Origin of the sequence: Brachyspira sp. G79, assembly GCF_002379365.1 — a bacterium.
Lineage (GTDB): Bacteria > Spirochaetota > Brachyspiria > Brachyspirales > Brachyspiraceae > Brachyspira.
Genome location: NZ_JQIU01000008.1, coordinates 2,319,146 through 2,331,682, shown reverse-complemented (window position 1 = coordinate 2,331,682; position 12,537 = coordinate 2,319,146). Strand labels below are relative to the sequence as shown.

11 protein-coding genes and 1 pseudogene are annotated in these 12,537 nt (G+C 26.2%); all 12 read right to left on the bottom strand.

Annotated elements, in window-relative coordinates; genetic code table 11:
* Positions 1 to 444 precede the first annotated feature (444 nt).
* The 12 genes and pseudogenes from eno to rfbF all read right to left on the bottom strand — a co-directional run bounded on the left by eno (position 445) and on the right by rfbF (position 11,625).
* On the bottom strand, positions 445 to 1,740 hold the full coding sequence (gene eno, locus KQ44_RS11765) for a phosphopyruvate hydratase (RefSeq protein ID WP_096737569.1): 1,296 nt from the start codon (positions 1,738 to 1,740) through the stop codon (positions 445 to 447).
* A gap of 300 nt (positions 1,741 to 2,040) precedes the next feature.
* Entirely contained in the window at positions 2,041 to 2,976 is a 936-nt protein-coding gene (locus tag KQ44_RS11760) for a glycosyltransferase family 2 protein (protein ID WP_096737568.1), read from the bottom strand.
* Positions 2,963 to 3,241, bottom strand: coding sequence for a hypothetical protein (locus KQ44_RS15210; RefSeq protein WP_240516683.1), 279 nt, complete (start codon positions 3,239 to 3,241; stop codon positions 2,963 to 2,965). The genes KQ44_RS11760 and KQ44_RS15210 overlap by 14 nt, the downstream gene beginning before the upstream one ends.
* A 15-nt stretch (positions 3,242 to 3,256) precedes the next feature.
* Positions 3,257 to 3,400 (bottom strand): annotated as a pseudogene (locus tag KQ44_RS15490) (hypothetical protein); the annotation flags it as partial.
* Positions 3,349 to 3,990, bottom strand: coding sequence for an NAD(P)-dependent oxidoreductase (locus KQ44_RS11755; protein WP_276307047.1), 642 nt, complete (start codon positions 3,988 to 3,990; stop codon positions 3,349 to 3,351). The pseudogene KQ44_RS15490 and the gene KQ44_RS11755, both read right to left, overlap by 52 nt.
* The gene (locus KQ44_RS11750; protein ID WP_096737567.1) at positions 3,983 to 4,615 is read right to left on the bottom strand and encodes a class I SAM-dependent methyltransferase; all 633 of its coding nucleotides are present in this window, start codon (positions 4,613 to 4,615) and stop codon (positions 3,983 to 3,985) included. The genes KQ44_RS11755 and KQ44_RS11750 overlap by 8 nt, the downstream gene beginning before the upstream one ends.
* Positions 4,616 to 4,847: 232 nt before the next feature.
* The gene (locus KQ44_RS11740) at positions 4,848 to 5,738 is read right to left on the bottom strand and encodes a transketolase C-terminal domain-containing protein (RefSeq protein ID WP_096737565.1); all 891 of its coding nucleotides are present in this window, start codon (positions 5,736 to 5,738) and stop codon (positions 4,848 to 4,850) included.
* A complete protein-coding gene (locus tag KQ44_RS11735) occupies positions 5,735 to 6,547 on the bottom strand; it encodes a transketolase (RefSeq protein ID WP_096737564.1) in 813 nt (270 codons plus the stop codon). Before KQ44_RS11735 ends, KQ44_RS11740 begins: the two co-directional genes overlap by 4 nt.
* A gap of 185 nt (positions 6,548 to 6,732) precedes the next feature.
* Positions 6,733 to 8,352, bottom strand: a complete 1,620-nt coding sequence (locus tag KQ44_RS11730) for a thiamine pyrophosphate-binding protein (RefSeq protein WP_276307061.1) — start codon at positions 8,350 to 8,352, stop codon at positions 6,733 to 6,735.
* Positions 8,353 to 8,492: 140 nt separating this feature from the next.
* The gene (gene rfbH, locus KQ44_RS11725; RefSeq protein WP_096737562.1) at positions 8,493 to 9,785 is read right to left on the bottom strand and encodes a lipopolysaccharide biosynthesis protein RfbH; all 1,293 of its coding nucleotides are present in this window, start codon (positions 9,783 to 9,785) and stop codon (positions 8,493 to 8,495) included.
* A 5-nt stretch (positions 9,786 to 9,790) separates the two neighbouring features.
* On the bottom strand, positions 9,791 to 10,855 hold the full coding sequence (gene rfbG, locus KQ44_RS11720; protein WP_096737561.1) for a CDP-glucose 4,6-dehydratase: 1,065 nt from the start codon (positions 10,853 to 10,855) through the stop codon (positions 9,791 to 9,793).
* Positions 10,837 to 11,625: a glucose-1-phosphate cytidylyltransferase gene (gene rfbF / locus KQ44_RS11715; RefSeq protein ID WP_096737560.1), complete on the bottom strand. Its 789-nt coding sequence runs from the start codon at positions 11,623 to 11,625 to the stop codon at positions 10,837 to 10,839. The genes rfbG and rfbF overlap by 19 nt, the downstream gene beginning before the upstream one ends.
* Positions 11,626 to 12,537 lie beyond the last annotated feature (912 nt).

Here is a 12,537-nt window from a genome sequence, read left to right as displayed (position 1 = left end):
AACATAATAGGTTTATAAAATTTAGAGGGTGGGGAGTGAGAATAAATTTTAAAACTTTTATTACCATTAACAAAAATTCTCTGCTTATAATCCTATAGAAAATAAATTTGATAAACGAACACAATTTTTATAGTATACTTCTATCATTAAAACTATTATTTCACAACATTATAAAATAATTTTTATATTTACCTTTACAGACACAACTATATAAAAAAGAGGCAATAACAATGTATTGTCACTGCCTCATTATATTAGCTTTTAAAGCTAAATTCTTATTTAATGTATATAATTAATATATTTATTTCATAACATTATAAAATGCTTTTTTATTATTATTGCTAGCGATAAACTCGTATAAAAAAAGCTGGTAACAATAAATTGTTACCAGCTCTCGTTTATCGCTTTAAAGTTTAATTATTGTTTAAAGCTTACTTAATATTGTTATTTCATAACATTATAGAAAGCTTTTTTACCTAAATAAATAGCTCTGCTGCCTAATTCTTCTTCAATTCTTAATAATTGATTGTATTTAGCAATCCTATCACTTCTTGAAGCAGAACCTGTTTTGATTTGACCTGCATTAGTAGCTACTACTATATCAGCAATAGTAGAATCTTCTGTTTCACCAGATCTGTGAGAAACTACAGCAGTATAGTTATGAGTTTTAGCAAGTTCTATAGAGTCTAAAGTTTCAGTTAAAGTACCGATTTGATTTACTTTAATCAAAATAGAGTTAGCAACACCTTTATCTAAACCCATTTGAAGTCTTTTTACATTAGTAACAAATAAATCATCACCAACTAACTGTATTTTTTTACCTAATTTTTCTGTTAATATTTTCCAGCCTTCCCAGTCATCTTCAGCAACACCATCTTCTATAGAAATAATAGGGTATTTATTACATAAATCAGCATAGAAATCAACCATTTCAGCAGGAGTTAATTCTCTGTTGTCAGATTTATGGAATACATATTTTTTCTTATCTTTGTTATAGAATTCACTTGAAGCAGGGTCCATAGCTATCATTACATCTTCACCAGGTTTGTATCCAGCTTTTTCTATAGCCTGCATAATTACTTGAAGAGGCTCTTCATTATCTTTAAGAGTAGGAGCAAATCCGCCTTCATCACCAACAGTAGTGCTTAATCCTCTATCATGAAGTATATTTTTTAAGTTATGGAATACTTCAGCTATATAACGTAAGCCTTCTTTGAAAGTAGGAGCCCCAACTGGCATAACCATATATTCTTGGAAATCGATTGGAGCTGATGAGTGAGCACCGCCGTTTAAGATATTAGCCATAGGTACTGGCAAAGTTTTAGCATTAGTTCCGCCAATGTATCTGTATAATGGCATTCCTAATTCTTCAGCAGCTGCTTTTGCTACAGCAAGTGATACTCCAAGTATAGCATTAGCACCTAATTTACCTTTATTTTCTGTGCCGTCAAGTTCTATCATAGTTCTATCTATTTCTACTTGATCCAAAGCGTCCATATCGATAAGTTCATTACAAATAATTTCATTAACATTTTCTACGGCTTTTTGAACACCTTTACCCATATATCTTGATTTATCGCCGTCTCTTAATTCTACTGCTTCATGTTCACCTGTAGAAGCTCCTGATGGTACAGCAGCTCTTCCCATAACACCGCTGTCTAAGTAAACATCTACTTCTACTGTAGGGTTTCCTCTTGAGTCTAGTATTTCTCTAGCTACTATATTATCTATTAAAGACATATTAAAACTCCTTATAAATTAATTGATATATATCATATAACATAACATATAAATTTCAAGTGAAAAAATTGAACATTTATAAATATATTCCATTTTTAATAATAATTATTTTAAATAAAAATTTTATTATTCCTTAATTTATTATCTATTGTTTATTATTTTTACAAAATATATTATAGATCTGAAATTTTTATAATATTATAATTTTCAATATTATAAACTATTTTCTAATTAAAGTTTGATTATCAGAAGTATTAGTATTTTTATTTGTATTCTATAATTATTCAATAAGAATTTATATTAGTCAAAATTAATTCTTCTTTCTTCAACGACCAAAGGTCTTTTCATAACCCTCAAATTAATATTTAAAATATATTCACCTAAAAGCCCTATAAAGAAAAGTTGTATAGAGCCTATAAAAAATACCCCTAAAATTAATGGTCCAATACCAGTAACAAATCTATCCCAATATATAAGTTTGTATATAAAATACACAATACCAGATAAGAATGACAGTATTGAAAATAGGAATCCAAACATAGTAGCAAGTCTTAATACTACTTTTGAATAGCTAGTAATACCTAGCATGGCAACATCGTATAGAGAATAAAAATTATTTTTAGTTTTTCCTGCTTTTCTTTTTTGCTGTTCATAGAATATTTCTTTTCTAGTATATCCAAGTTCTGCTACTATTCCTCTCAAATAAGGTTCTGAATCTTCTAAGTTTCTAAGTACATTTATAAAGTCTTTATCATATAGTCCAAATCCTGTAAAATGTGATATATGTTCAGTAGACGATATTCTTTTTATAAGATTATAATATATAGTTCTTATTATATACATTATTGGATTTTCTTTACTTTTATTTTTCCTGCCTATAACTATTTTATATCCGTTTTCCCACTCTCTAATAAAATCTACAATCAAATCAGGAGGATCTTGAAAATCAGCACACAATAAAATAGTACAATCACCTGATGACTGCAATAAACCGTAAAAAGGAGAATTTAACTGACCAAAGTTTTTAGCATTAAATATAGCTTTTATATTTTTATTTTTAGAACATAATTCTAATAAGTTTTTTCTTGTATTATCTTTAGAATAATTATCTATAAAAATTATTTCATAATTATAATTAGATAATTTATCATTAAAGATAGAGATTAATTTTTCGCTTAAAGGTATAACATTACCCTCTTCATTATAAGTTGGTATAACTATACTAATTGTTTTCATTAATTTCTCCATAATTCCAATATATAGTTCTTTTAATCATATTTTCTAATGTATAATTTTCTTTCACATTTAATTTAGAAATTATTTTATTATTATCTGGTAAATATATAGATGGAGCTATTCCAATATCTCGTTTTGATAGAACTTTAATATCAGTTTTATAATCAAATTGTTTTGTAACCAATAGTGCTAAATCCAATATTGATATTTCTTTCATAGAACCTATATTATATATTTCATTACTATCAGAGTTTAATAATGCCATAATAAGCCAAATAATTAAATCTGATGTATATAAATATGAACGTATAGGGGTACCATCACCTTTTATAATTATATCTCTTTTCTCTAAACAATCAAAAATAAAATTACCTATAGCATAATGTATTTTAAGTTCAAATATGGTCCTACTAATGCATAGCATCTTGTTATAATAGTATCTATACTACTATCTAATAAAATATTTTCAGATATATATTTTCCTTTACCATATGTAGAGTTAGGATCACATTTAAAATCTTCTGATATATATTTTAAATTGTATGGCTGTTTTCCATATACTGCTCCCGAACTAGTAAATAATATTCTTTTTACATTATAAGGTTTTATTTTTTCAAGTAAATATTTTGTTCCGTCAACAATAATAGAAAACATTTCATCTGGATTTTCTTTTTCCAAAATAGGATCAACTGAGGCAGCAGCATGTATTACATAATCTATACTATCAAAACCTATGTCAAAATTTCTTATATCACCATCAATATATCTAATATTTTCATTAATAAATTGTGGATAATTTGAAACAAATTTTTTATGATTTCTTGTTAGTACCGTTATTTTTATATTAGTATATAATTTATTATTAAAAAATAAAAAAGTTTCTAAAAGAAGTTTTCCAAAAAGCCCAGTACCGCCTGTAATAAAAATATGAGTATCTTTTAATTTATTAAAATCTATATTATCTTTAAGTTTTTCTAATATAAAATCTAAATCTTCTTGCAATATTTTATTCATTTTTTATTCCTTTTTTTGCTGTAACACTGTAGCCTAAACAATCATCTTTTGATCCAATATTCAATATTAGAGATATATGGGCAATTAATAAAGATATGCAGAATATAGGAGAAAATATAATAGCTAGTATTTTATTAAATAAACCTTTTATTCCAGTATCTAATAACATTCTATAAAATACTGCCATAATTTTATATGCTGCGACTGTAATATCACTGCCTCTTTCTATTATTTCTATATCAGAAAATCCTGATTTTTCTAGTATATTTTTTAATCCAGATGGTGTATATCTATAATAATCAAATGGTATATAATGGTATCTAGCTTGAAATGGAACAGAGAAAAACATACTTCCATTATTTTTTAATACTCTATTACATTCTTTCAAAAATAAATTGGTATCTATTATGTGTTCTAAAACATCTGTATGATATAAAAAATCAAAAGAATTATTCTCAAAAGGAAATTCTTTACCATCATACAAAATTACATCATCTGGTTTTATATAATCAAAATTTTCTTTAGCCATGTTATAATCTAATCCTGTATATTTTATATTATTTGGCAATAATCCTTTATATGGAGAATTACCACAGCCAACATCAAGGAGTCCCCCCCCCGCTATATATTAATACAGTTTTATTTATATATTTTTTTATTGTTTTATAAACAGTATTAACTTGCAAATCTAAAATTAGTCTAAAATATAACTTTATATTATCTAATAAAGAACTTTTAGTTTTAAAAACATGATTATTAAATGGTTTAAATCTTTCTTTCATTATAAAACCCTTTCAAATGAATTATTTTTTATTTTCTTTCAGCTATAAATATTATACTTCAGCAAGCAATCTTCTTTAAAAATTAATAATACATCTATATATTCCATTTATATCTAAATTATATCTTTCTCTCATATAGTTTTGAGAATCTGCATATTTACAAGCATCTTTCAAAACATATAATCCTTTGACTTTTACATTATCATTAATTAATGTTTCTGAAACTATACTATATAATCCGCCTATACCATGTTCTTCTACTGTAACTATTTTTTTTATATCTTTTATTTTTTCTTTTAAAAAATCTGTATCAAAAGGTTCTAATGAATAGACACTAGCTATACAAACACTTATACCTCTTTCTTCCAAAAGTTCAGAAGCCTTAATTACATTAGATAAAATATTACCTGTTACTAAAACTAATATATCTTTTCCTTCTTTCACTATATTAATTTTATCTTTTTTTATTCCATAATTTAAATTTAAAGCAGAAGAACCTATTCTAACATAACAAGGAGAATTTTCAGTAAATAACTGATTTGTTACAATCTCCATTTCATTAATAGTCGAAGGAGAATACACTCTCATATTAGGGAGTAATCTCATAGCAGCTATATCCTCAATAGCAAAATGAGTATATCCAGCAGTTCCATAAGAAAAACCAGCTCCTACAGATACTATTTTTACATTTAAATTATGATAACAAACATCATTTCTAATTTGCTCAAAACAGCGTAAAGTATTAAAATTTCCTATAGAATATGTAATTACTTTATATCCCTCATGTGAAAGTCCTGCAGCTATACCAGTCATATTTTGTTCTGCAACACCTACATTTATATATCTATCTGGAAATAAAGAAGCAAACTCTTCGAATACACTAAAGCCCAAATCTCCAACTAAAACAAATATTGATTCATCTTTTTTGGCACACTCTATTAAAGTATTTATAAAAGTTTTTCTCATAAATTATTTTCCTCTAATTTTTTTAAAGCTAATCTATATTCTTCTTCATTTGGCGAACGATAATGCCATAACAAATTATTTTCCATAAAGTCTACACCTTTTCCTTTTATAGTATGTGCGAGTATAAAACTAGGCTTATTATTTTCTAATGGTAATTTACTAAATACAGATTTTAATTCATCATGATTGTGTCCATCCACTTCTTGTACAGCCCAGCCAAACTCTTTTAACTTATTTGGTATACTTCCCATATTTATTATATCTTTTGTATTTCCAAAAGCCTGTAATTTATTATTGTCTAAAATAAATATAAGATTATCTAACTTATGATGAGATGCGAAAAGTATAGCTTCCCATGTAGAACCTTCATTCATTTCGCCATCACTTAATATGACCCAAACTTTAGCATCAATATTTTTTCTTTTTAAAGCTATAGCTATACCGCATCCAATACTGGCACCATGACCTAAAGATCCAGTTGAAAATTCTATGCCATTAACCTTATGTGTTACATGGCTTGACAATATCTGATTATCATTTCCATAATTGTTTATTAATTCTTTGTTTATAAAACCTTTTTCTGCTAATACAGCATATAGTATTGTAGCAGCATGTCCTTTACTATAAATAACTCTATCTCTATTAATATAATTTGGATTATTAATATCATATTTTAACACATCATTATATAAAACATATAAAATATCTGCAACTGAAAAATTTGAGCCTATATGTGATGTTTTAGATTTATAGTGCATTTTTAAAGATTCTAATTTTATAATTTTTGATAATTCTTTTGATGTAAACATAAAACCTACCTATATTATAATTTTATTAAGATATTTTCTCTATATATTCTATCATTTCATCATTGATACCAGGATAAACACCAATACAAAAAATATTGTTTATGATAAAATCCAAATTTGTTGGTTCTTTTGAAACTTCATAATAGCATTCTATAATATAAATATGTTTTATGATATTACAAATACTAAATTTTACCCCCCCCCCGCATATATTTATATAGTGTATTTATATCTTCTACAGATTTGTAAGGATACATATTGTTAATATTATTTCCAAATACTACTTTTGGTAATAAATCTGCTTTTTTATCTATAAATACATTAACAAGATATGGTTTTGTAATATCTCCTAAACAATCAGATATAGAATTATCCAACAATGAATATGAATCAATACTAGTTGATTCTATTTTATAAGCATTAGCAATAGAACAAAAATCTGGGGCACTATATCCTATTACAGATGAACCATAATTTGAATCAAAATTTTCATCCTGCGATTGCCTAATTAATCCCAATGAATTATTATTTATAATAAAAATTTTTATTGGAATTGATAACTTAGATATAGTTTCCAATTCTTGTATATTACATTGCATTCCGCCATCTCCAGTTATAACTATTACTGGTTTATTGGTTGCGTGATATACCCCTATAGAAGCAGGTAAAGCAAATCCCATAGAAGCATATCCTCCAGAAGTTATGAATAAGTCATTATCATTTATTTCTAAAGATTGTGCTGCCCATATTTGATTTTGACCTATATCAACAACATAACTTGTACTATATTTACAAATAGAAGAAATTTTATTGATAAATATATTAGGGTGTATTCCATCTAAATTTTGTTCTAATTCTATTGGATTTTTATTATTGTTTATATAAGATATCCAATTATCAAAATTAGTAAATTTTATATCTTTTATTTTATTATAAAAAATATATAAAAAATCTTTTAGATTGGCTTCTATGCTATAGAAAGATTTTATATTATTGTCTAATTCATATTTATCTATATCTACTCTAATAATTTTTTTATTGGATATTAATGCATCAATGTTTTTACCAGTTTGTCTTATATCTAATCTGCTTCCTAATACTATTAATAAATCGGAATTAAATAGAGCATCATTTGCTTCTCTATGACCATATGTTCCAATTAAGCCAAACATCAAAGGATTATTTGTAGGAATAGAGTCAATACCAACTAGCGATGTAACAACAGGTATTTTTAATTTATTAATAACTTTTCTAAAAATTTCTACGGAACCAGATTTTCTTATACCTCCTCCAGCTAATATAATTGGTTTTTCTGATTTATTTATTAACTGTATTATATTATCTAATATATTATCATCTATGAAAAAATTATTTGTTTTTATTATACTATTATTAAATACTAAATCAGTATCTATAAATTCCCTTTGTATATTCATAGGAATATCTATTAAAACGGGGCCATATCTTCCTGATATAGTCAAATTATAAAGTTCTTTTAATAAACTTGGAATTTCTTCTTTACAATTTACAATTACAGCTTTCTTACAAATTCCTTTGACCATATCTACAATATTATGCTCTTGAAATCCTAACTGTCTTACGTTTTTATTATTTCTTAATTCAGATTGATTAACTTGTCCCGAAATAAAAAATGCCGGTATGCTATCATAATAACTGCTTGCTATTCCAGCTATCATGTTTATTGCACCTGGTCCAGATATTCCCATGGCAACCACAGGTTTATTAATAACACTAGAATATCCTACACAGGCAAATGATGCTGACTGTTCATGCTTCATTGGTATAACTTTAATTTTTTATTTTTATGAAATGAGTTACTTAAATGTAAACTCATACCACCAACCATTTCATAAACATATTCTATATTTTTAGATACTAAAAAATTGGCTATATAGTCTGAAACTTTAATTAACATCTTATAATCCTAACTATAATAAAAATTAAAACATTTCTCTATATATTCTATCATTTCATCATTGATACCAGGATAAACACCAATCCAAAAAGTATTATTCATAATAAAATCAGAATTTGTTAGCTCTCCTACAACCCTATAATTACGCCCTATCATATAAGGCTGCTTTATAATATTACCTGCAAATAGTAATCTAGTACCAATTTTTTTATCATTTAAATATTTTACTATATCATTCCTTGTAAATGGAGCATTTTCTTTTACACTTATAAGAAATCCAAACCAAGAAGGATCGCTGTTTTCTTGAGCTTTAGGTAATATTAAATATTTATCAAATTTCTTTAATCTTTCATTTAATTTTTTGAAATTAGATTTTCTTTTTTCTATAAATTCATTAATTTTTCTTAATTGTGCAACACCACAAGCGGCCTGCATATCTGTTATTTTTAAATTATATCCCAAGTGAGAATATGTGTATTTATGATCATACCCTTCAGGCAAATCTCCTAATTTTTGACTAAATCTTTGATTACAAGTATTATCGCATCCAGGAGCACACCAGCAATCACGTCCCCAATCCCTTATACTTTCCATAGCTTTTTTTAAAACAGGGTTATTAGTAAGAACTGCTCCACCCTCACCCATAGTTATATGATGTGCGGGATAAAAACTTAATGTAGCAATATCTCCGAATGTTCCAACTTTTTTATTATCATAAGTACTTCCGAAAGCATCACAGCAGTCTTCAATTAACCATAAATTATGTTTTTCACAAATTTCTTTAACTTTTTTTACATTAAAAGGGTTACCAAGAGTATGTGCTAAAATTATAGCTTTTGTTTTATCAGTTATTGCTTTTTCTATTAGTTCAGTATTTACATTATAAGTTTCCAATTCAACATCAATAAATACAGGTACTAAATTATTTTGTAATATTGGGTTAACAGTTGTAGGAAATCCAGCAGCAACTGTTATAACTTCATCTCCTGCTTTTAATGCCCTGTCTTTTAATAAATGACTTGTTAATGAAGTTAGTGCTATTAAGTTTGCTGAAGAACCTGAGTTACAAGTTAAAGCATATTTTAGTCCGAAAAACTCTTTTAAACCTTTTTCAAATTCATCATTATATCTGTATGTTGTAAGATGGAAATCTAGGGCACTATCAACTAAAGTGGCAACATCATCTTCATCAAATACTCTTCCTGATACAGGTACTGAACTTTCACCTTCTACAAAATTTTTTTGAGCATATTCTTTTCTGGCATATTCTTTTACTAATTCTAATATTTTATTTCTATCCATATTTCTTAACCCTCTATATAATGTTTTATTTGTTTTTCTGCAATGTTATTAATATCATTTTTATTTAAATATTCACTGTACCAAATAGCTGTTTGTTTTATTGCTTCTTCAGTACTAAATTTTTCTCTCCAGCCTAATTCTTTTCTTGCTAGAGAAGAATCTAACCTTAACATATTCATTTCTTTTTTATTTGTTTCAGTGGAGTTTATTACATAATTTCCTTTACCTATATTATCAATGAAAGCCTTAGTAATATATTCAACAGTAAATTTATTACCTTCATCTATTGGGGCAAAATTGTAGCTTTCTGAAATATTTTTATTATTTATTAAATTGTAACAAACTAATAAATATCCATAAAGCACATCAAGTACATGCTGCCAAGGTCTTACACTATTGGGATTTCTCAACTCCACTGGAATATTTTTTTCTATAGCCCTTACTATATCAGGTATTATTCTGTTATCAGCAAAATCTCCTCCGCCTATAACATTACCCGCTCTTACACTTGCTATATTAATATTTTGAAAAAATGATCTTTTATAACTTTTTATCGCTATTTCAGCACATGCTTTAGAAGCTGAATATGGATCATGACCTCCCAATGCATCATTTTCTCTATATCCCCATACCCATTCTTTATTATCATAAACCTTATCTGTTGTAATCATTACAGCACATTCTAAATTATTTAATTCTCGCATAGCTTCCATTAAATTAATTGTACCAATTACATTAGTTTCAAATGTATATACTGGTCTGTTATAACTATCTATAACAAGAGGCTGTGCTGCTAAATGAAATATAATATCAGGATTTATTTCTTTTACTATACTTTTGATTTTTTCTAAATCTCTTATATCTTGTATATATGATTTAACTTCATTATCTAACTTTAGCAAATTATATAATGATAATTTATCAGTTTCCAAGGATATACCATATATCTTTGCTCCAAGAGTTAAAAGAAGTTTTGAAAACCAAGCACCTTTGAAACCTGTATGACCAGTAATTAATACTTTTTTGCTTTTAAAAGAATTAAATATATTTTTTATTTCCAAGTTTTCCATGGAGCATTTCCCTCATTCCACATATTTTCAAGCAAAGCTTTATCTCTTTGTGTATCCATACATTGCCAAAAACCATCATGTTTAAATGCAATAAGTTCCTTATCTTTAGCTAGTCTCCTTAAAGGTTCTTGTTCAAATATCGTACTATCTCCACCTATATAATCAAATATTTTATTATTTAATACAAAAAAGCCTCCATTTATATAGGCATTATCTCCTCTTGGTTTTTCTATAAAATCAGTAATTATATTATCATTATTAATATTTATAGCACCCCACCTGGCAGGAGGAAATACTGCTGCCATTGTAGCTATTTTACCATGTTCTTTATGGAACTTGATTTCATTTTCTATATTTACATCAGAAACTCCATCACCATAAGTTAAACAAAAAGTTTCTTCATCTTTTAAATATTCATAAGCTCTTTTTAAACGTCCGCCTGTCATACTATGTTCACCTGTATCAATAAGCTCTATAGTCCAATTTTCTTCTTCTATATTTAAACTAGATTTTAGTACATCAGATTTATTGTTTTTAAAATCTATTTTCATATCATATAAGTGCCTTCTGTAATTATCAAAGAACTCTTTAATCATATATCCCTTGTAGCCAAGTAATATAACAAAATCGTTAATTCCATAATGAGAATAATGCTTCATTATATGCCATATGATTGGCTTACCTCCAATTTCTACTAGGGGTTTAGGACGAATAATAGTTTCTTCACCAAGTCTGGTACCAAGACCTCCTGCTAATATCACTACTTTCATAAAAAAAATCCTTAATTGTTATTTTTCCTGCTACAAAAAACTAAATTTACCATATATAGTATGGCACATATAAATATAGGGGTACTATATTGCAAAAAAGAATGTGGATATGAATGTAAATGACTGACAACTCTAGGCAAAACATTTGAAATTAAAAGAAACCAAAATATAGTACCAATAACAAATATTAGAGGAAATATTAAATAAAATCTTTTATCTTTATATTTAGAGAACAAATATATCCACATTAAAACAAATACTATAAGAATATGATATGTATTAATATATAACTTGTCTAATAAATTTAATAAGTAATTTCCATTAAATATTATAGGAATTCTCCATGAAAAATACTGTACTGGATATTTTAAATAATAATCATTTACTTTTTTATTATGCTCTATTCTATTAGATAATGATCTATTAACAAAATAAGTCTCCACAGGATCATTCCAATCTTTTATTAAAACTAAAGAATACTGAGAACTATACTCGGCTCTATTAAATATAGAATTATATATTAAATCCTTATTTTCAGGCTGAAGTCTCACAGCTTCTTTATAAGATAAAAAATACTGTTAAATATGTTATCAGTGAAAATATAATTATAATACCAATATATTGTAATGTATATTTTTTTATATGTACAATAAAGAAATCAATAATCTTATTATTATTATTTAATACATAATTTCTTATGTTTAATAAGCATATAGTTAATAATATTTCAGGCAAGTAAGTTACATAGTTACCAAATCCATTTAATGATAAAAGCATAAAACTAAATATGAATAAAAATAAATAGAATAAAAAAGAAGTTATAGAAATAATACTAGATTTTAATACTTTAGGATAAAATAATGTTATATACGCAGAAAAAAACGGAACAATATTGGTACATAAATATAGATT

Bases quoted from the DNA above. Each gene is read 5' to 3' on its own strand.
- KQ44_RS11755 (WP_276307047.1), bottom strand. From the start codon at position 3,990: ATGAATAAAATATTGCAAGAAGATTTAGATTTTATATTAGAAAAACTT.
- rfbH (WP_096737562.1), bottom strand. From the start codon at position 9,785: ATGGATAGAAATAAAATATTAGAATTAGTAAAAGAATATGCCAGAAAA.
- rfbG (WP_096737561.1), bottom strand. From the start codon at position 10,855: ATGGAAAACTTGGAAATAAAAAATATATTTAATTCTTTTAAAAGCAAA.
- KQ44_RS11735 (WP_096737564.1), bottom strand. From the start codon at position 6,547: ATGTTTACATCAAAAGAATTATCAAAAATTATAAAATTAGAATCTTTA.
- eno (WP_096737569.1), bottom strand. From the start codon at position 1,740: ATGTCTTTAATAGATAATATAGTAGCTAGAGAAATACTAGACTCAAGA.
- KQ44_RS11740 (WP_096737565.1), bottom strand. From the start codon at position 5,738: ATGAGAAAAACTTTTATAAATACTTTAATAGAGTGTGCCAAAAAAGAT.
- rfbF (WP_096737560.1), bottom strand. From the start codon at position 11,625: ATGAAAGTAGTGATATTAGCAGGAGGTCTTGGTACCAGACTTGGTGAA.
- KQ44_RS15210 (WP_240516683.1), bottom strand. From the start codon at position 3,241: ATGGCATTATTAAACTCTGATAGTAATGAAATATATAATATAGGTTCT.
- KQ44_RS11760 (WP_096737568.1), bottom strand. From the start codon at position 2,976: ATGAAAACAATTAGTATAGTTATACCAACTTATAATGAAGAGGGTAAT.